This window comes from Xanthomonas sp. NCPPB 1128 (assembly GCF_001043115.1).
In the GTDB taxonomy this organism is placed as follows: domain Bacteria; phylum Pseudomonadota; class Gammaproteobacteria; order Xanthomonadales; family Xanthomonadaceae; genus Xanthomonas_A.
Genome location: NZ_LFME01000045.1, coordinates 1 through 20,160 on the forward strand (window position 1 = coordinate 1; position 20,160 = coordinate 20,160).

At 70.6% G+C, this 20,160-nt stretch carries 16 protein-coding genes; 3 read left to right on the top strand and 13 right to left on the bottom strand.

The features are described from left to right. Nucleotides 1–196 precede the first annotated feature (196 nt). From ACP93_RS19310 to ACP93_RS19330, 5 genes are all read right to left on the bottom strand, one after another. Complete coding sequence (locus ACP93_RS19310) at nt 197–1,729, bottom strand: GDSL-type esterase/lipase family protein (RefSeq protein WP_048492288.1); 1,533 nt, start codon at nt 1,727–1,729, stop codon at nt 197–199. A gap of 211 nt (nt 1,730–1,940) precedes the next feature. Beyond that, nucleotides 1,941–3,518 carry a DHA2 family efflux MFS transporter permease subunit gene (locus tag ACP93_RS19315; protein ID WP_048492289.1) on the bottom strand — a complete coding sequence of 526 codons (1,578 nt, stop codon included), beginning with the start codon at nt 3,516–3,518 and terminating at the stop codon, nt 1,941–1,943. 8 nt (nt 3,519–3,526) lie between these two features. Further along, nucleotides 3,527–4,708 carry an HlyD/EmrA/EmrK family protein gene (locus ACP93_RS19320; RefSeq protein WP_048492290.1) on the bottom strand — a complete coding sequence of 394 codons (1,182 nt, stop codon included), beginning with the start codon at nt 4,706–4,708 and terminating at the stop codon, nt 3,527–3,529. A 10-nt stretch (nt 4,709–4,718) separates the two neighbouring features. After that, complete coding sequence (locus ACP93_RS19325) at nt 4,719–6,206, bottom strand: efflux transporter outer membrane subunit (RefSeq protein ID WP_048492291.1); 1,488 nt, start codon at nt 6,204–6,206, stop codon at nt 4,719–4,721. 10 nt (nt 6,207–6,216) lie between these two features. Further along, on the bottom strand, nt 6,217–6,666 hold the full coding sequence (locus tag ACP93_RS19330) for a MarR family winged helix-turn-helix transcriptional regulator (protein ID WP_048492292.1): 450 nt from the start codon (nt 6,664–6,666) through the stop codon (nt 6,217–6,219). Nucleotides 6,667–6,807: 141 nt separating this feature from the next. On the opposite strand from ACP93_RS19330, the gene ACP93_RS19335 reads away from it, so the two are divergent. Then, nucleotides 6,808–7,692, top strand: a complete 885-nt coding sequence (locus tag ACP93_RS19335; RefSeq protein ID WP_053069805.1) for an AraC family transcriptional regulator — start codon at nt 6,808–6,810, stop codon at nt 7,690–7,692. A 57-nt stretch (nt 7,693–7,749) separates the two neighbouring features. Further along, nucleotides 7,750–9,993: a DNA topoisomerase IV subunit A gene (parC, locus tag ACP93_RS19340; protein WP_048492293.1), complete on the top strand. Its 2,244-nt coding sequence runs from the start codon at nt 7,750–7,752 to the stop codon at nt 9,991–9,993. 75 nt (nt 9,994–10,068) lie between these two features. Here parC and ACP93_RS19345 read toward each other — a convergent pair whose 3' ends face one another. Beyond that, entirely contained in the window at nt 10,069–10,920 is an 852-nt protein-coding gene (locus tag ACP93_RS19345) for a helix-turn-helix transcriptional regulator (protein WP_048492294.1), read from the bottom strand. Nucleotides 10,921–11,017: 97 nt separating this feature from the next. On the opposite strand from ACP93_RS19345, the gene ACP93_RS19350 reads away from it, so the two are divergent. Continuing rightward, nucleotides 11,018–11,914: an SDR family oxidoreductase gene (locus ACP93_RS19350; protein WP_048492295.1), complete on the top strand. Its 897-nt coding sequence runs from the start codon at nt 11,018–11,020 to the stop codon at nt 11,912–11,914. 192 nt (nt 11,915–12,106) lie between these two features. On the opposite strand, the gene ACP93_RS19355 is transcribed toward ACP93_RS19350, so the two are convergent. From ACP93_RS19355 to ACP93_RS19385, 7 genes are all read right to left on the bottom strand, one after another. After that, nucleotides 12,107–12,778, bottom strand: a complete 672-nt coding sequence (locus ACP93_RS19355) for a TetR/AcrR family transcriptional regulator (RefSeq protein WP_048492296.1) — start codon at nt 12,776–12,778, stop codon at nt 12,107–12,109. 164 nt (nt 12,779–12,942) lie between these two features. Further along, a complete protein-coding gene (locus ACP93_RS19360) occupies nt 12,943–14,385 on the bottom strand; it encodes an aldehyde dehydrogenase family protein (RefSeq protein WP_048492297.1) in 1,443 nt (480 codons plus the stop codon). A 125-nt stretch (nt 14,386–14,510) separates the two neighbouring features. Beyond that, nucleotides 14,511–15,662, bottom strand: coding sequence for an MFS transporter (locus ACP93_RS19365; RefSeq protein WP_048492298.1), 1,152 nt, complete (start codon nt 15,660–15,662; stop codon nt 14,511–14,513). An 84-nt stretch (nt 15,663–15,746) separates the two neighbouring features. Then, nucleotides 15,747–16,385: a hypothetical protein gene (locus ACP93_RS19370; RefSeq protein WP_048492299.1), complete on the bottom strand. Its 639-nt coding sequence runs from the start codon at nt 16,383–16,385 to the stop codon at nt 15,747–15,749. Nucleotides 16,386–16,388: 3 nt separating this feature from the next. After that, nucleotides 16,389–17,837 (bottom strand): aspartate aminotransferase family protein, encoded by a 1,449-nt coding sequence (locus ACP93_RS19375; RefSeq protein WP_048492300.1) that lies wholly within the window; start codon nt 17,835–17,837, stop codon nt 16,389–16,391. A gap of 49 nt (nt 17,838–17,886) precedes the next feature. Then, nucleotides 17,887–18,528: a class II aldolase/adducin family protein gene (locus ACP93_RS19380; protein ID WP_048492301.1), complete on the bottom strand. Its 642-nt coding sequence runs from the start codon at nt 18,526–18,528 to the stop codon at nt 17,887–17,889. Next, a complete protein-coding gene (locus ACP93_RS19385; RefSeq protein ID WP_048492302.1) occupies nt 18,515–20,158 on the bottom strand; it encodes a xylulokinase in 1,644 nt (547 codons plus the stop codon). Before ACP93_RS19385 ends, ACP93_RS19380 begins: the two co-directional genes overlap by 14 nt. Between the last annotated feature and the right edge of the window lie 2 nt (nt 20,159–20,160).

A 20,160-nucleotide genomic window follows, 5' to 3' on the forward strand; every position in this document is an offset into this window, starting at 1 on the left:
GATCGGATGAGCAGGCCCAACGGCCACCTCAGCCTCCCAACCACCATGATCCGACGCCTCTCTGGTGCCGTTGCGACAGAGGCTGCCCCCCTAGCTCCAGGTCATGGCAGGTTGTTCGAGGTGCCCTGAAGCCGCTCCTGCGAGGACAACGCCACGTCCCGCTGAGCCGCGGCAAGCGTGATGTTGGAGACGCCCTTCAGCGGCCGACGCCGAGCTTGCGCAGAGCCTCGCCCCAGATCGCGTAGCCTGCTTCGCTGGGATGGGTGCCATCGGGCATCAGCGCCGCCGGCAGTGTGCCGTCCGGCTGCAGGAACCGCGCGCCGATGTCGAGCCAGCGCACCTGCGGGTCGTGACCGAAGCGCGCGGCCAGCAGGCGATTGGTCTGCAGGATCGGTTCGCGCTGCGGCGCATCGGCGGCGAAGCCGCGCGGAAAGATGCCCATCAGCACGATCCGGCTGTGCGGCAGGCGCCGCCGGATCTCGGCGACCACCGCCGCCACGCCATCGGCGGTCTCCTGCGGCGTGTTGGTGCGCGCATGCTCGGTGCCGGCGAGATTGTTGGTGCCGAGGTTGATCACCACCCAGCGCGGCGCCAGGCCATCGACTTCGCCCTGGCGCAGCCGCCACAGCACGTTCTGGGTGCGGTCCCAGCCGAAGCCCAGGTTCAGCACACGCGCGGCGCCGAAGGTGCGCTGCCAGGCCTGCGCGCCGTTCACCCGGATCGCCTGCGGCGTCCCCGCCCAGAAATGGGTGATCGAATCGCCGAGCATCACCACCTGCGGCTGCACCTGCCGCGCGGCGTCCAGCGCGGCATGGTGGCGGCCATCCCAATCGTAGGAATCCTGTTCCAGCCAGGGCACCGGGATGCGCGCCGTGTCGACGTCGGTCATCGCGTCCAACGGCACCCGTGGCGCGTCGTCGAGCAGCCGCGCCAGGGTCGGCGCGATCGCCTCGGCCATGCGCCGCTGCCCGCGGGTGTCCGGGTGCAGCGCGCCGCTGCCGGGACGCTGGCGCGGATCGTAGAACAGGCTCGGATCCAAGGTGCCGTCGGCGCGCTGGAACACCGTGCCGATGTCCAGGTAGGCCACGCGCGGATTGTCGCCATAGCGCACCGCCAGCGCACGGTTGATCTCGGCATCGCGCGCACTCTTCTGCGCCGACAGCCCACTGGGCAGCAGGCCGAGCAACAGGATGCGCGTGCGCGGCAGGCGCTGCTCCAGCGTGGCCACCACCGCATCGATGCCACGCACCGTATCCGCCGCACTGTCGCCGTCGCGGCCGGTGTTGTTGGTGCCGATCAGCAGGACCGCCACCTTGGGCCGCAAGCCATCGACTTCGCCATGCTGCAGGCGCCACAGCACGTGTTCGGTGGCGTCGCCGCTGAAGCCGAGGTTGAGCGCGCCGCGGCTGCCGTAGAAGGTCCGCCAGGTCGACTGGAAGTCCTGGTCCGGCGCCTGCGCCTTCTCGTAGTTCTGGGTGATCGAATCGCCGATCAGCAGCAGCGGCGCATCCGGCTGCGCGCGCACCTGCGCCACTACCTGCTGGTGGCGCTCGGCCCACCAGGCTTCGTGCAGGCGATCGGCCGGGGTCACCGGAACCTGCGAGGCCACAGGCGCTGGCGCGGACCGGGCGTTGCCCGGATGCGCAGCGAGGCACAGCAGTGCGAGGACGGCCGCGCGCGGGAGCGATGCGGCGAAGCGGGCGCCGAAGGCGCGGAGAAAGCGCTGCATGTGCGGGGCTGCCGAAGCCTGCGAAGAGCCGCATTCTGGTGCGCAGGCCGCGGCAGCGGCAAGTGTCCAGTCGCCGGAGCGCGACGCGGGGCACGCCTGCCGCACCGACCGCCGCGCAATGGAACGCACGCGCCGCTGCCGCGTCACCGGCGCGAACTGTCTGCTGTCCGCGCCGGCCGGACGCCGGCATGCCGACGCCCGATCGCGGGACTCAGTGGCCCCCGGCCGCCGCCGCGCCACCACCGCCGCCGAACGGCGGCTTGGCCAGCCACAGGAAGAAGATGATCCCGAGGAAGGTCCAGCCCAGCAGGTAGAAGATGTCGTTGAAGCCCATCTGCGAGGCCTGGTGGTTGATGGTGTTGTTGAGCAGCGCCGCGCCGTTCTGCAGGCTGCCGTTGCCCATCATCTGCACCTGTTCCTGCATGCCCGGCGTGTAGGTGGAGATGTGCTCGGTCAGGTGCGCATGGTGCAGTTGCGTGCGCTTGGCCCACAGGTAGGTGGTCAGCGACGCGGCGAAGCTGCCGCCCAGCGTGCGCAGGAACGTGGCCAGGCCGGAACCGGCCGCGATCTCGCGCCCGTCCAGGTCCGACAGCAGGATCTGCAGCACCGGCATGAAGAACAGCGCCACGCCCACGCCCATCAGCAACTGCACGCCAGCCACGTGCGGGAAATCCACCTGCAGGTTGAAGTCCGAGCGCATGAAGCTGGTGGTGGCCATGAAGATGAAGGCGATGCTGGCCAGCATCCGCAGATCGAAGCGCGAGGCGTACTTGCCGACGAACGGGGTCATGATCACCGGCAGGATGCCGATCGGCGCGGTGGCCAGACCGGCCCAGATCGCGGTATAGCCCATGTCGCGCTGCAGCCACTGCGGGATCAGCAGCGACACGCTGAAGAACGCGGCGTAGGCCACGATCAGCGCCATGGTGCCGGCGCGGAAGTTGCGGTGTCGGAACAGGCGCAGGTCGACGATCGGATCCTTGTCGGTCAGCTCCCAGATCAGGAACACCGCCAGCGCCACCGCCGAGATCGCGGCCAGCACGACGATCTTGGTCGAACTGAACCAGTCCTCGTCGTTGCCCAGGTCCAGCACCACCTGCAGGCAGCCGACGCCGATGATCAGGGTGATCAGGCCGACGTAGTCCATGCGCGGGCGCTCGATCGGCTCGGGACGGTCGCGCAGCTGCGAGCCGACCACGGTCGCGGCGATGATGCCCAGCGGCACGTTGATCAGGAAGATCCATTCCCAGCTGTAGTTGTCGGTGATCCAGCCGCCGAGGATCGGCCCGGCGATGGGCGCGACCACGGTGATCATCGCCAGCAGCGCCAGCGCCTGGCCGCGTTTCTCGCGCGGGTAGATCGACACCAGCAGGCTTTGGGTGATCGGGTACATCGGGCCGCAGACGAAGCCCTGCAGCGCGCGCGACACCACCAGCATGCCCATGCTCTGGGCCAGGCCGCACAGCAGCGAGGCCGCGGTGAAGGCCAGCGTGGCCCACACGAACAGCTTGGTCTCGCCGAAGCGGCGGCTGAGGAAGCCGGTCAGCGGCAGCGCGATGGCGTTGCTGACCGCGAACGAGGTGATGACCCAGGTCGCCTGCTGCGAACTGGCGCCGAGGTTGCCGGCGATGGTGGGCAGCGAGACGTTGGCGATGGTGGTGTCGAGCACCTGCATGAACGAGGCCATCGCCAGGCCCACCGTGCACAACGCCACACTGGCCGGGCGGAACGCGGCGGCCGGTGCGCCCGGCCTCCCGGGCGCGGCGGGAGCGACAGCTTGGTTGGACATGACCGGGCTCAGTTCGCCTTGGCGGCGTCAGGCAGGTTGGCGTGGATGATCTGCTTCACGGCCGCATCGGCCTGCTGCAGCTGCTGCGCGTAGACGTCGGTATCCAGCAGCGTGCCGCTGGCCGGCTTGCTCGGCAGTACCGAGCCGTTCTGGTCGTGCAGGTTGACGTCGACCTTCATCGACAGGCCGATGCGCAGCGGGTGCTGCTCCAACTGCTTGGCGTCGATGGCGATGCGCACCGGCACGCGCTGCACGATCTTGATCCAGTTGCCGCTGGCGTTCTGCGCCGGCAGCAGCGAGAACGCGCTGCCGGTGCCGATGCCCAGGCTCTGCACGGTGCCGCGGTAGGTCACGGCGCCGCCGTACAGATCCGATTCCAGTTCCACCGGCTGGCCCAGGCGCATGTGCTTGAGCTGGGTTTCCTTGAAGTTGGCATCCACCCACACCTGGTTCAGCGGCACCACCGCCATCAGCGCGGTACCGGGCTGCACGCGCTGGCCGCGCTGCACCGAGCGCCGCGCCACATAGCCGGACACCGGCGCGACGATCGCGCTGCGGGCGTTGTTGAGGAAAGCCTGGCGCACCTGCGCGGCGGCGCCCTGCACGTCGGGCTGGTCGGCCACGCCGTTCTCGTCGATCAACGCGCGGTTGCGCGCCAGGGTCTCGCGCGAGCCGCTGACCGCGGCCTCGGCGGCGGCCAGCTGGTCGCGGGCATGCGCCAGCTCTTCGGCGGAGATCGCACCGGTGGCGACCAGGCTGGCGCGGCGGGCGACGTCGGCGCGGGCGCGCTGCAGGGTCACCTGCTGCGCGGACAGTTCGGCCTGGGCGCCTTCGACAGAGCGGTACAAACCGCGCACCTGGCGCACGGTGCGCGCCAGATTGGCCTCGGCCTGCTGCAGCGCGACCTCGGTGTCGGCCGGGTCGAGCTTGACCAGCGGCTGGCCGCGTTCCACGCGCATGCCGTCGTCGGCGTCGATGCGCACCACGGTGCCAGCCACCATCGGGGTGATCTGCACCAGGTTGCCCTGCACGTAGGCGTCGTCGGTGTCCTCGTGCCAGCGCCCGACCAGGAAGTACCAGATCGCCAGCGCGATCAGCACCAGCACCACTACCACGGCCAGGCCGCGCAGCAGCTTGCCGCGCCGGCTGGTGGCGGGAGCGGGGGAAGCGGGGGTCGTTGTCTGATTCATTGCAGCGATCTCAGGAATGCGAAGGTGCGGAAGAAGAAGAGCTCGGCGCGTCGGCGGCGGAGGTGGCGTCATAGCCGCCGCCCAGCGCCTGATTCAGGCGCACCGAGACCAGGATCTGGTTGGATTGCAGCGAGGCCAGGCGCTGTTGCGCGTCCAGCAGCTGCTGCTGCGCGCTGAGCACGTCCAGGTAGTTGCCGATGCCGGCGCGGTAACGCTGCTGCGACAGGTCGAAGGCGGCCTGCGCGGTCTGCAGCGCCTGCGCCTGCTGCTGCGCCTGCTCGGCCAGCGAACGCGCGGCGTTGACCTGGTCGGCCACCTCGCGCAACGCCGCCACCAGGGTCTGGTTGTAGTTGGCCACGGCCAGGTCGTACTGCGCATCGCGCTCGGCCAGTTGGCTGCGCAGCCGCCCGCTGTCGAACAGCGGCAGGCTCACGCCCGGGCTGAGCAGGCCCAGCACCGACGAACTCTTGAACAGGTCGCCGGGGTTGGTGGCGGCGACACCACCGAGCAGGGTCAGGTTGATGCTGGGATAGAACTGCGCCTTGGCCGCATGGATGCCCTGCGAGGCGGCTTCCACCCGCCAGCGCGCGGCGACCACGTCGGGGCGGCGGCCGAGCAGGTCGCTGGGCAGCACCGACGGCACTCGCGCGGCCTGCGGGTCGAGCAGGCGCGGCCGCTCGATCTGCAGCCCGCGGTCCGGGCCGCGGCCGAGCAAGGCCGCCAGCGCGGTGCGCGCTTCGTCGATCTGCTGCTGCGCCGCCGCCTGCTGCTGGCGCGCCGCCGGCACCCGCGCCTCGGCCTGGCGCAACTGCAGGTTGTTGTCGATGCCGGCATCGCGGCGCTGCCGCACCAGCTTCAGGCTGTTCTCCGAGCGCGCCAGTTCGGCGCCGGCCAGGTCGTACAGATGCCAGGCGTAGCCCAGTTGCGCGTAGGCGCGGGCGACGCCGGCCGACAGGTCCAGGCGTGCGGCCTGCGCGTCGACCTCGGCCGCATGCGCCTGGTCCACCGCCGCCTCCCAGGAGGCACGCTTGCCGCCCCACAGGTCGAAACCGTAGCTGAAGTCCAGCAGCGCCTGTTCGTTGTGGATGTACTTGCCGCCGATCTCGTCGCCGGCCAGGCCCTTGGGCAGTTGCAGGCCGGTGTAGCCGGCCGACAGCGACAGCTTGGCGCCGCGGTCGGCATCGGCCGCACCGGCCTGCGCCTGCGCCAGGCGCAGCCGCGCGTCGGCCGCGTCCAGGCTGGGCGTGCCCTGCAAGGCCTCGGCGATCAGCGCGTCGAGCTGCGGATCGCCCAGCGCCTTCCACCAGTCCTGCTGCGGCCACGGCGCCGGCGCCAGCGCGTCGGCGGCCAGGGTCTTGCCGATGTGCAGTTGGCGGTCGGCATCGAGCCGGCGCCCCTGCGGTTCCAGGCCACGGCTGCTGGCGCAGGCCGCCAGTGCCAGGGTGAGGGCCGCGACCGCGAACGGGCGCAGGCGGGAGAGAGAAGGAGACAGAGTCATGTGGGCGGGTTCAGGGCGAATTGAGGGAATCGCGGACGCGGGCCAACAACGAAAACAGGTGCTCGCGCTCTTCGGCGGACAGATCGCGCAACGCATCGGCGATGGCGTCGTCGCCGCGGCGCTTGAGCTGCTGCCACAGCGCCTGGCCCTCGTCGGTGAGCACCAGGCGCAGCGCGCGACGGTCCTGCGCGTGCGCCTCGCGGCGCACCCAACCCAGGTCTTCCAGCTTGTCCAGCAGGCGCGTCACCGCGCTGGGGTTCTGGTCGATGGCCTGGGCCAGTTCGTTGGCGGTGCACGGCGCCATGTGGGCCAGGGCCTTCATGCCGATGTAGTGGCTGAAGCCCAGGTCCGGTTCCAGCCCGGCCATGGCCTGGTCGAGACGGCGCATCAGGCCGTCACGCACCTGGCGCAGCAGCAGGCCGAACGAGGGCGGGCCGGGAAAGGAGGGAGCGCAGTTCATGGGCGCCTATTATTTTCATTTAGAAATATATGTCAAGAAAATATCCCCAAGGAAAGTAGATGCTGCGTTGCGACAGGAGAACGCTGATGGCGAACGCACTGTAGCGGCGGGCAACGGTGGCTCGGTATTACAATTCGGACAATGGATATCAAAATCGCGCCAACCCGTTCGGCCGACGTTCCGGCCACCGCCGGCGCCGACAGCGCGCTGGACCCGCGCGCCATGGAGTGGTTCGAGCGCGCCGATGGCCCGCCCGCGCTGGCCTTCATCGCGCATTCGCCGGTGTCGCTGCGGCGCGAGGTGGACTGGCATCGCCACGTGCGCGGCCAGCTGATCTACGTGGAGGACGGCGTGCTGGGCACCCGCACCGCGCACGGCCAGTGGTCGTTGCCGCCCGGCTGCGCCGGCTGGATGCCGCCGCAGGAGCTGCACACGGTGCAGGTCTCCGGGCGGGTACGCAGCTACCTGGTGCTGATCCGCCCCGACGTCTGCGCCGACCTGCCGCCGCGGACCTGCGTGATCGGCATGAACGACCTGTTCCGGGAGGTGCTGCGGCGGATGTGCCAATGGGGCGTGCCAACGGCGCTGGAGGCCGAGCAGCAGCGCCTGTGCGCGGTGCTGCTGGACGAGGTGCGCAACGCCCCGGTCGAGCATCTGCACCTGCCGATGCCACGCGACCGGCGCCTGCTGCGCATCGCCACCCAGTTGCTGGAAACCCCTGCCGACGACCGCTCGCTGGCGCAATGGGCGCACTGGGCCGGGCTGTCGCCGCGCAGCCTGAGCCGGCACTTCCGCGACGAGACCGGGTTCGGCTTCGCCGGCTGGCGCCAGCAGGCACGGCTAGCCGAGGCGCTGCGCCGGCTCAGCGACGGCGCCAGCGTCGCCGACACCGCCTACCGGCTCGGCTACAGCAGCCCCAGTGCCTTCGTCACCGCTTTTCGCGGCCGCTTCGGCCATCCTCCGGCGCGTTACCTGGCCAGCGCCGGCGGCACGCGCGGCTTGGCATCGCCGGCCGCATCCGGATAATCGACCGGCTGACCTGCGGCGCCTGGCGCCGCGTCCCCTCATAGGTATTTCCTGCGCATGACCGATCTCGCCCGCCCCGCCTTCCATGGTTTCGAACAGCTGCCGCTGCGCGAATACGCCGAACGCGCCTACCTCGACTACTCCATGTACGTGGTGCTGGACCGCGCCCTGCCCTTCCTGGGCGACGGGCTCAAGCCGGTGCAGCGGCGCATCATCTATGCGATGAGCGAGCTGGGCCTGAACGCGACGGCCAAGCCGAAGAAGTCCGCACGCACCGTCGGCGACGTGATCGGCAAGTACCACCCGCACGGCGACAGCGCCTGCTACGAAGCGCTGGTGCTGATGGCGCAGCCGTTCTCCTACCGCTACCCGCTGATCGAGGGCCAGGGCAACTTCGGCTCCACCGACGACCCAAAGTCGTTCGCGGCCATGCGCTACACCGAGTCCAAGCTGACCCCGATCGCCGAAGTGCTGCTGGGCGAACTCGGCCAGGGCACCGTGGACTGGTCGCCGAACTTCGACGGCACCCTGGACGAGCCGACCTGGATGCCGGCGCGGCTGCCGCACCTGCTGCTCAACGGCACCACCGGCATCGCCGTGGGCATGGCCACCGACGTGCCGCCGCACAACCTCAACGAGATCGTCAGCGCGCTGATCCGCCTGCTCGACGACCCCGACGCCAGCGTCGCCGACCTGTGCGAGCACGTGCGCGGCCCGGACTACCCGACCACCGCCGAGATCATCACCCCCGCCGCCGACCTGCGCGCGATCTACGAGACCGGCCATGGCAGCGTGCGCGCCCGCGCCACCTACCAGAAGGAAAACACCAACATCGTGGTCACGGCGCTGCCGTACCAGGTGTCGCCGTCCAAGGTGATCGAGCAGATCGCGCAGCAGATGCGCGCCAAGAAGCTGCCGTGGCTGGAAGACATCCGCGACGAGTCCGACCACGCCAACCCGGTGCGGGTGGTGCTGGTGCCGCGCTCCAACCGGGTCGACGCCGAGCAGCTGATGGGCCACCTGTTCGCCACCACCGACCTGGAGCGCAGCTACCGGGTCAACCTCAATGTGATCGGCCTGGACGGCCGCCCGCAGGTCAAGAACCTCAAGACCCTGCTGGAGGAATGGCTGCGCTTCCGCAGCGACACCGTGGTGCGCCGCCTCAACCATCGCCTGGACAAGGTCGAGCGCCGCCTGCACCTGTTGGAAGGCCTGCTGACCGCGTTCCTCAACCTGGATGAGGTGATCCGCATCATCCGCACCGAGGACGAGCCGAAGCCGGCGCTGATCGCGCGCTTCGCGCTCAGCGAGGAACAGGCCGACTACATCCTGGAAACGCGCCTGCGCCAGCTGGCGCGGCTGGAAGAGATGAAGATCCGCGGCGAGCAGGACGCGCTGGCCAAGGAGCGCGAACAGTTGCAGGCGGTGCTGGCGAGCAAGACCAAGCTGAAGAAGCTGATCAAGGACGAACTGATGGCCGACGCCAAGAAGTTCGGCGATGCACGGCGTTCGCCGCTGGTGCAGCGCGGCGCGGCCCAGGCCATCGACGAGACCGAGCTGGTGCCGAGCGAGCCGATGACCGTGGTGATGTCGGAGAAGGGCTGGATCCGCGCGGCCAAGGGCCACGACGTGGACCCGGCGGCGCTGTCCTACCGCGACGGCGACGGCCTGCTGGCGGCGGTGCGCGGGCGCAGCACGCAGCAGGTGGCGTTCCTGGATTCGGAAGGCCGCGCCTATTCGACCCTGGTGCATACCCTGCCCTCGGCGCGCGGCAACGGCGAACCGCTGACCGGACGCTTCTCGCCCGCAGCCGGCGCGTCGTTCCAGGCCATCGCCAGCGGCGAGAACGACAGCCGCCTGGTGCTGGCGTCCTCGCACGGCTACGGCTTCGTCACCCGCTTCGAGAACCTGACCAGCCGCAACAAGGCCGGCAAAACCATGCTCAACCTGACCCCGAACGCCAAGGTGCTGCCGCCGGCAGCGGTGAGCGGCACCGGCAGCGACCGCATCGTCGCGGTCACCAGTGCCGGCCACCTGCTGGCCTTCCCGGTCGCCGACCTGCCCGAGCTGGACAAGGGCAAGGGCAACAAGATCATCGACATCCCCAAGGCCAAGCTCAGCACCGAACGGGTGGTGGCGATCGCCGCAGTGGCGCCGGGCAACACGCTGCTGGTCAAGAGCGGCCAGCGCACCATGTCGCTGTCGTTCAAGGACCTGGACGCCTACCTCGGCGCCCGCGCCAGCCGTGGCGGGCTGCTGCCGCGCGGCTGGCAGAAGGTCGACGATCTGGCGGTGGAATAAGCGCGCTGCGCCGGCAAGGGTCCAGAGGACGGCGCGACAGCGTGCGCGCCGCTTCTCCCAAGTCGTTTCGCTAAGTCACACGGATGCCGGCGCCGCGTCGGTCCGCGCGGCCGCGAGCGCGCGAATCCGCGCGGCCACGCCGGCCTCGACGGGCGTGTAGACGATCATGCCCAGGTCCGGCCGGCCGTCTACGGCAAAGGCCGAGTACTCGAGCGCGATCTCGCCGAGCAGCGGATGCCTGAGCCGTTTTTCGCCATCGCCCTCGCCGTGGCTCAACACCTCGTGGTCGTGCCACAACATCTCGAACTCGGCGCTGAGCGCGCACAGTTCGGTCACCAGGGCAGCCGCGTCCGACGCGATGCCCGCACGCACCACGTCGGCACGAAACGCGCCCACCACGAAGCGCGCCACCCGCTCCCAATCGTGCTGTTTGGCACGCGCGGCAGGATTGCCGAACAGGAAGCGCAGGATGTTGCGCTCGCCGACGGGCAACTGGCTGTAGTCGGTCAGCACCACCGCCGCCGCGCGATTCCAGGCCACCACGTCCCAGGTCGGCGTCTTGACGATGGCCGGGCTCGTTTCCAGCGCATCCAGGACGCGCTGCAGCCGCGGGTCGACGCCCGCTACTCCGCGGTAGCGCACCTCGGGCTGTCGTCCGAGCGCGACCATGAACAAGTGATCGCGTTCGGCGTCGGTCAGCAGCAGCGCGCCCGCGATCCGCTCCAGCAGCTGCGCCGACGGTGCGCCCCCGCGCCCCTGTTCCAGCCAGGTGTACCAGGTCGGGCTGATGTTGGCGCGCTGCGCGACTTCTTCGCGACGCAGCCCCGGCGTGCGCCGGCGCCCGGAGAAACCGAAGCTTGTGGGGTCGAGCCGGGTCCGCCGGCTGCGCAGGAAGTCGCCCAGGGAATTGGCTGGATCGGAGGGCATGGCAAGCCTGTTAGTCGCTTTACTACGATGACGTCACTACTTTAACGGGATACGCCAATACCGGAGAGTCGCCCGCACTGACTCAACGGAGTGCACCATGCGTATCTTTCTGACGGGCGCGACCGGTTTCATCGGCTCGGCCCTGGTTCCCGAACTGCTCCAGGCCGGCCATCGCGTGCTCGGCATGACCCGATCGGAGGCCGGCGCGCAGGCGCTGCGCGCGGCCGGCGCCGAGGTCCACCACGGCACGCTCGAGGATCCGGACAGCCTGCAGCGTGGTGCCGCCCAAGTCGATGCCGTGATCCATGCGGCGTTCGACCATGATTTCAGCAACTTCGCCGCCAACTGCGAGAAGGACAAACGCGCGATCGCGGCGCTCGGCGCGGCGCTGAAGGGTTCCGATCGCCCCCTGTTGATCACCTCGGGCACGGGCGTGGGCAGCGGCGAACACGGTGCGCCGGCCAGCGAGGACGTGTTCAACGCCACGCACCCGAATCCGCGCATCGCCTCCGAGCAGGCCGGCAACGCGCTGATCGAGGCCGGCGTCAATGTCTCGGTGATGCGGCTGCCGCAGATCCATGACCCGTATCGGCAAGGGCTGATCACGCCGCTGGCGGCGATCGCGCGCGACAAGGGCGTGGTCGCCTACGTCGGCGACGGCAGCAACCGCTGGGCGGCCGGCCATCTGTCCGACGCGGTGCGGCTCTATCGTCTTGCGATCGAGAAGGCGCAGCCCGGCGCGCGCTATCACGCAGTCGGCGAGGAAGGCGTGCGCATGCGCGAGATCGCCGAGGCGCTGGGGCGCGGGCTGAAGCTGCCGGTGGTGTCCATCGCCCCGGGCGAGGCGGCCGCGCATTTCGGCTGGATGGCGATGTTCGTGCAACTCGACATGCCGGCCTCTAGCGCGCTGACGCAGGCCAGGCTCGGCTGGACGCCGACCGGCCCCACGCTGATCGCGGATCTCGATGAAGCCACGTTCGCCGCCGCGCCCTGATCGCGGCCGCAGCGGCATGCGTACCAAGTTTCAGGCGCCGCGCCTCGTGCACTGACGCCTCGCCTGCTGCCGGCTGCAGGCGGCCGTGGGGCGACGCGTGGTTCGCGACATCGTCGGCTGCCGCGCCTTGCGGTTCGGTTTCCTGCCCGCGTGTGCCAAGCAGGAGGCCATATCAGGAACCGCAGTCGCGGCTCACCCAGCCGACGCTCCATCGCGCAGCTGCTCGATGTGGCTGGCGATCATCGCCGCCACGGTGTCGGCCACCGCGCGTGCGCTCAGGCGGGTGTCGAACAGCAGTTCCACGGTCGCGTAGATCAGGTCGACGACGATGCGGCTGACCAGCCGCAGCTGGCGCGGATCGGCGTCGGGGAAGGCCTCGCTGAGAAAGCGCACCTGGCCCTTGGTCACCTGCGCATGCGAATCCAGGCGCACCTGCTGCAATGCCGGCACCGCGCGCAGCGCGCGCAGCACCCACACCCCTCCCTCGGTCGCCTTGGTGACGCGGTAGGTGTCCAGCACCAAGCCTGAAAGCGCGCGCTGCAGTTCCTCGCGCGTGCCGCTCATCGCCGGCAGCGTGATCCACTTGGGGACGAGCTGGTTCTGCCGCTCCATCAGCCGCCGGCCCAGTTCCGACAGCAGCGCGTACTTGTTGGGGAAATAGCGGTACAGCGCCGGCGGCGTCAGCCCGGCACGCGCGCACACCAGGTTGGTGGACAGCCGCTCCACGCCGACGTCGCCGAGCAGTTGCGCGGTGACCGAGAGGATCTGTTCGTAGGTCTCGGTGGCGCGATGCTGGGCCGGCACCTTGTTCCCGGTCAGGCGTGGGCGGTGCGGTGCGGAGGGACGCGGCGTGTCGGCGGGCATGGGATCTCGATGGTGATGAAGCGGCAGGCGCCGCGGTGGCGGCACTACGCCAGCCGCACGGCACGCATCGCCACGGCAATGGGGGCGCGGATTGCGCCGCGACGTCGCTGCACGCGCCGACATCGCATCTTACCGCGCCCGCCGCTGGCACATCGGCAGCGCGCTCAGCGCCGCGCCAGCCAAGCGCTGAGGCCGGCCGCCAAGCGCTGCTGCAACGTGGTGTACGGAGGAAAGAACGCCTTGACGATCGGCAGGCGCCCGCCACGCAGCAACGCGCGTTCGTGGGAGAAGGTGCGGAAGCCGTGCACGCCGTGCGCGCTGCCGAACCCCGAGGCGCCCACCCCGCCGAACGGCAGGCCACTGTGCACGAACTGCTGCAGGCAGTGGTTGACCACCGCGCTGCCGGAACTGGTGCGCGCCAGCACGTGGGCGATGCCGGCGCGGTCGCGACTCCACAGGTACAGCGCCAGTGGCTTGGGCGCGGCGTCGAGCCGGTCGAGTACCTCGTCGAGGTGGGCGAACTCGACCACCTGCAGGACCGGGCCGAAGATCTCTTCCTGCGCGATCCGCGCCTGCGCCGGCACCTGCCCCAGCAGGGTCGGCGCCACATAACGCTGTGCCGCGTCGTGTTCGCCACCGGCCAGCAACTGCGCGCCGCCGGCGCGCGCCTCGTCGATCAGCGCGGCCACGCGCGCGGCATGCGCCGGGTGGATCATGCGCGCCAGGTGCGGACTGGCGGCGACCGCCTGCGCGTCGGCACCGTAGCGCTGCGCCAGCAGGGCGCGGCAGTGCGCGAGCAGGCGCGCGCTGACATCGCGATGCACGAACAAGGTATCCGGCGCGATGCAGGTCTGCCCGGCGTTGACCAGCTTGGCCCAGACGATCACCTCGGCGGCAAGACGCAGGTCGGCGCTGCGGTCGACGATCACCGGCGACTTGCCGCCCAGTTCCAGCGTCACCGGGGTCAACTGCCGCGCCGCCGCGGCCATCACCTGCCGGCCGACCGACGCCGAACCGGTGAAGAACACATGGTCGAACGGACACGCCAGCAAGGCCTGCGCGGTCGCCGCGCCGCCCTGCACCAAGGCCACCTCCTCCGGCGCGAACGCCTCCTCCAGCACCGCCTGCAGCACCGCGTTGACCTGCGGGGTGAATTCGGAGGGCTTGATCAGCGCCGTGTTGCCGGCGGCCAGTGCCGACACCAGTGGCCCCAACACGGTGGCCACCGGGTAGTTCCAGGGCCCGATGATCAGACAGCGGCCCTTGGGCTGGAACGCGATGCGCGCGCGCGTGCCCAGGGCCAGCAGGGTCGGCGCGACCTTGCGCGGACGCATCCAGCGCGGCAGCTGCGCGATGGCGGTGGCGATCTCGTCGACCACCGGCAGCAGCTCGGTCAATTCCACTTCCAGTGCGGGCTTGGCGAAATCGGTAGCGAAGGCGGCGATCAGCGCCTGCCGTCGCGCCAGCAAGGCGTCACGCAGTGCACGCAGATGTGCGCGCCGCGTGTTCGCCGAGGAGCCGCGCCAGGCCAGCGCAGTGGCCTGCTGCGCGGCGAACAGCGCCGCGACCGTCTCCGGTGGGGTGTCTGGCACGGGCTCAGGCGCCATCGCCGCGCTCCTGCTTGGCGGACGCCGGCCAACGCCCGATGCTTGGCAGTCCCCTGCCCTGCGCCATGCGCGGCCGACGGAAGCGCGTCACCGCAACGACCAGCGCGCTCGCACGGCCACCACCATCAGCCCGCATGCGAGCCCGCCTCCACGACAGCCGGACGGCGCTGCCGCCGGCTGATCCACAGCGCCAGCAGCGCCGCAGCCAGCGCAAAGCCCAGGCCGACCAGCGGCACCGGCGCCGGATCGTCGGCGTGCAGCAGCAGCGAGGCCAACAATGGCCCGCAGGCCGACCCGATCAACTGCGCGGCCGGCACCAGCACCGCCACCCGCCCCTGCGCATCGGCGCGCAGCGCCAGGCCGACATGGAACGGCATCAGGAACATCCAGGCGAAGCCGAACGCCACGCACACCGCGGCAAAGCCCAGCGCCGCATTGCCGGGAACCCGGTACATCGCCGCGGCCACCACACACAGCGCCACGCTGCCCAGGGTCAGGGTCGCCGTCACCGAGAGCCGGCGCACCCAGTAGATCGCCGCCAGACCACCGACGATCTGCATGCCCAGCACCCACGAGGTCTGCAGTTGCGCCGCATGCGCGTCCAGCCCCGCGCGCAACGCCAGCGGCTCCAGGTACGCCCACAGCGCGCCGATCGCCGACATCTGCAGGAACGCCACCAGCAATGGCGCCAGCGTCGCCGGCGACCAGCGCAGCCTGGCGGTGGCGGTCGCCGCGCACTGCGCATCGGCGGCGGGAGCCAGGCTTGCCGGCACCGGCAGTGCCGACGCCAGCGGCAGCACCAGCAGGCAGGTCGCGGCCATGGCGACGAAACCGCCCTTCCAGCCGGCCGCCGGCAACACCCACAGCGCCAGCGCCGCCGCCAGCGCAATCTGCGCCAGCGCCTGCAGCACCATGAACACCGCGGTGATCCGGTCCGGCGTGGCCGCGCGCACGATGCTGACGGTGGCCACCCAGACCAGCAGGCCCTCGGCCAGGCCAGCGACGGCGCGCAGCGCGACGAAAGCCGCATCGCCCTGCGCCTGCAGGGTAGCCAGGTTCAGCAGCGCCGCCAGCAACGCCGCCACGACCGCCGTGGCACGCTGCCAGGACACCGGCAGCAGCGCATCGGCCAGCGCCACGCCGATGCCCAGGGCGATGATCTCGCCCATCGCCACCACGCCCACGCCGGGCAGCGTGATCAGGTGCTGCTCGACCAGTGCGCCGAGCACGATCGGCTGCACGCCGAGGATCAGCAGCGCGATGGCGCCGATCGACAAGGCCGCGGCGAGCGGACGTGTCGCCTGGACGGCGGTTGATGCGACGGAAGACGGGGATGGCGTGGCGGTCATCGCGATGGACCCTCAGTAGCCTTTGCTTTCGGCCGGCAGTTCGCCCGCGGCGAAGGCCGCGGCAGCCCGCATCTGGTCCTTGCGCAGCCGCCCGTTGGCGATGCGCCGGACCCACCATGGCAGTTCCCGCACCTGCCCGCCGGTGGCCGCGGCAAGCACATAGGCCTTGGCGCATTTCTCGAACAACTCCACGTTCAACGCCAGCCGCTGCGCGGTGATGCCAAGACACAGCGGGCGTCCGCCGAACAGCAGGACGCTGCCGACGCCCGGCGCGGCCGTCGCCAACGCGTCGACCGCAGGAAACGGCGGCGGCATCGGCCCGATGTGCCGGGCCTGTTCGTCGAAGACCTGCGGCAGCACGCCGCCGACATTGGCCAGAAGGTGGCCGAATGCGCCGGCCGACCAGGCGCTGGCGCCGACATCGGGACGCCGCAGGTACACCTGCGCGTGCACCTGCGCCCATGCCGGCAGTGCCGGGTCGCGCCAGTCCAGCCACTGCGGCCGCTCCGCCTCGAGCGCGCCACAGCACATCGCCGTGCTGCCCGGACAGCGCAGCGCCAGGGCTGCCGTGTCGTCGCCGAGCAGGCGCTTGGCCACGAGCCGCTCGCGGGTCTGCAACCAGAGCGCTTCGATCTGCGGGACGGTGGGCATGCGCTACACCAGCTTGAACACGTCGTCGAAGCGGTTCAGCGCCTCGTCGACCACCGCATCGGTATCGGCGCGGCTGGTGTAGATGCGGCTGCCGGCCAGGGTGATCAGCCCGTGCGCCGAATACGCCGCGCCCATCTCCTCCATCATGTGCTTGCGCTCCTTGGCTTCGTTGCGCACGCGCCACAGCTTGTACAGGTTGCCGGTGTCCAGCAGCAGCACGCCGGAGGTCTGCAGGTGCACGATCGAGCCCATGTTGTAGACCACGTATGGCAGGCCGAGACGGCGGATGATCGCCTCCAGGCCCTGCCGCAGGCGATCGCCGGCGCGGCCGGCCTGGCCGGCGGCGTCGCTGCGCTGCGCTTCCAGCAAGGCGTGGTAGCCGGCCACGCAGGACAGCGGATTGGCCGACAGCGTGCCGCCGACGAAGGCGCGCCGCGCGGTGGTGCCGATGCCGCCGACCAGGCTCATCATCACCTCGCGGCGGCCGCCGATCGCACCGGCCATCGGATAGCCGCCGGCCAGGCATTTGCCGAGCACGGTGATGTCCGGCAGGACCCCGAAGTAGCCCTGCGCACCGCCCGGGCCGAGCCGGAAGCCGGTGACCACTTCGTCGAAGATCAGCAGTGCACCGAACTCGTCGCACAACTTGCGCACCTGCCGGTTGTAGTCGTGGTGCACCGGCCGCGTGCCGCTCTCCGGCCCCAACGGTTCCAGCAGCACCGCCGCGGTACCGCCACGCAGGCGATTGAACTGCAGCTTGCGCCGCAAGGCCTCCAGATCGTTGGGATGGCATTCCTGGGTGTAGGCGGTGGCGCCGCGCGGAATGCCGATCGCCTCCATGCGCCCGGTGCCCGGCAGGCGCATGCCGTACACCAGCTGGTCGCTCCAGCCGTGGTAGGCGCCGCCGATCTTGATGATCCATTTCTTGCGGGTGTGGGTCCGCGCCAGGCGCACCGCGCCCATCACCGCCTCTGTGCCGGAGCCGAGCAGGCGCAGCATCTCCACCGCCGGCATGCTGGCGCAGACCAGTTCGGCCAGCTTGACCTCGTACTCGTGCAGCAGGCCGGTCACCGGACCGCACTGGTCCAGTACCGCCTGCACGTGCTCGCGCAGTTCCGGCGGATTGGACCCGAGCAGGGTTGGGCCGCCGGCCTGCAGGAAGTCGATGTAGCGGTTGCCGTCCACGTCGGTCAGGTACGCGCCCTCGGCGCTGTGCATGGCCAGCGGGAACGGATGGTTGAACGCCAGGTTGTGCTGCACGCCACCGGGGATCACCTGCTTGGCCGCCTCGCCCAGGCGCTTGGAGCCCTGGCAGCGCTCGTCGAAATAGCGCATCACCTTGGCCATGCCGGCGGCGCCGATCGGCCGCATCGGCTGGTTCACCAAAGCATGGAAGCGTGCGTACAGCTGGTCCACATCGGGCCACTGCGAAATGACGGGGGTCTGGCTCATGGTCGGTGCCGGGCTCGGGGGAACGGAAACGGAAAGCGCTTGCATGGGGTCAGGCCTCCAGTGCGGTGAGGACGGCGCGCAACGGCGCGGCCAGGCCGGCGTCGTGCAGGGCGCGGCGTTCGATGCGGCGCGCCAGGTGATCGCGCGCCACCTGCTCCAGCGCATCGACCGCGGCCACCGCCTGTTCCACGCTGCGGCCGCAGCACAGCACGCCGTGGTTGCGCATCAGGTAGGCGTTGCGCGACGGGCGCAGTTGCCGCGCCAGCAGCCAGGCCAGCAGCCCGGTGCCGGACGGGAAGTAGCCGACCATCGGCACGCGGACGCCGATCGTCGCCTGCAACGTCGGATCCTCCACCGGCAGCGCCGCACCGAGCAGCGCGCAGGCACTGGCCACCGGCTGATGGGTGTGGATGCTGCAGGCCACGTCGGGCCGGCGGCGCAGCACCTGCGCATGCAGCCCGGTCTCCACCGACGGCGTGGCGGCACCGTCCAGTTGCCGCAGGTCGGCCAGGCGCACCACGCAGATGTCCTCGGCGCGCATCGCCAGGTAATCGATGGCCGACGGCGTCACCGCGAAGCGCTCGGCATCCAGGCGCAGCGCCACGTTGCCGCCGGTGCCGGCCAGGTAGCCGCGCCGCGACAGCTCCACGCACAGCGCGACCACGCGCGCGCGTTGTTCATGGGCAAACATGCTGGGGAACCTCCGGCACGCATTCGGGAACGGGATTCATGCGCCGGTAGATCGGCGCCAGGGTGCGCTGCAATTCGCGGAACATCGCGTAGCGGTCGTCGTACAGCGCGCGGGTGAGCGACGACGGCTCGTACACCCGGCGCGCGCGTTGCAGCGCCGGCAGGTCGGCGAAGCGCAGCCGGCCCAGGCCCACGCCGGCGATGAAGGTGGCGCCGATCGCATTGGCTTGGATCGGGTTGTGCAGTTGCCGGATCGGCTGGCCGCTGACGTCGGCGATGATCTGGCACCACAGGTCCGACTGCGCGCCGCCGCCGACCGCGGCGATCACGCCGGGATCGCGGCCGAGCAGGCGCGCGAACGGCTCCATCATCCAGCGCGTGTTCAACGCCACCCCTTCCATGAAGGCGCGAATGATGTCCTCGCGGGTGTGCATCAGCGACAGGTTGACCAGCCCGGCGCGCAGGCTGTGGTCCTCCACCGGGGTGCGCTCGCCGAACAGCCACGGCATGTACACCAGGCCGTTGGCCCCGGGCGGCACGCGCGCGGCGATGACGTTGAGCACCTCGTACACGTCCGGGCGCTCTTCGTCGCGCAGCAGTTCGTCGGGATGGAACAGGATGCGGTCGCGAAGGAACGACAGGTTGGCGCCGGCGGTGGACTGCAGCGCGGTGGCCAGGTAGCGCCCGCTCACCGCGCACGGCACCGCGGCGATGTTGCTGAACACATCGGTCTTCATCCGCGGCACGTGCGCGCCCAGCCACGACGAGGTACCCAGGTACAGATGCGCGGCGTAGTCCTCGACCGCCGCGGCCACCGCCACCGCCGAGTTGTCGATGGCGCCGGCGATCACCCGGGTCTGCGGCGACAGGCCCATCTGCGCCGCCACCTGCGGCAGCAGCGGCCCCAGCACCTCGGTGGAGGCCACCAGGTCCGGCAGCTTGTCGCGTTCGATGCCGAGCAGGCGCAGCAAGCCGTCGTCGTAGCGGATGCGCATCGGGTCGCGGTTGTCGGTCACCCACGTGGTGAGCACCGAGTCCGCGGTGGCGCAGAAGCGCCCGGTCAGGCGCAGGTTGAGATAGTCCAGCGCATTGAGGAACTTGTGCGTGCGCTGGTAGCGCTGCGGTTCGTGGTCGCGCAGGTAGGCGATGTGGCCGGCACAGTCCTTGCCGCTGCCGGCCGGCGCGCCGCCGCTCAGGCGCAGCCAGCGCAGCAGCTTCAGCGGCGCATAGCCGCGCACGTTGAGCCAACGACCGCGCAGGCGCCGCGCGATCGCGGCCTGCCCGCGCATGTCCAGCCACAACATGGCGTTGCCCAGCGCGCGGCCGTCGCGATCCACGCACACGGTGCATTCGCCCTGGGTCGAGCAGCACACCGCGGTCACCCGCCGGCGCAGCGCCTCGCCGCCCTGCAGCACCGCCGCGGCGGTAACCAGCAGCGCGTTCCACCAGTCGCGCGGATCCTGCTCGGCGCAGACCCCGTGCACGTGCAGCGGCACCGGCTCGAATGCCCAGGCGATCACCTGGCCGTCCAGCGTGACCAGCGCGCACTTGCAGCCGGAGGTTCCCAGGTCCACCGCCAGCACCAGCGGTTGGTCGCCGCCCCGGTCGGCATCGAGCAGTTCGCTGCGCATGG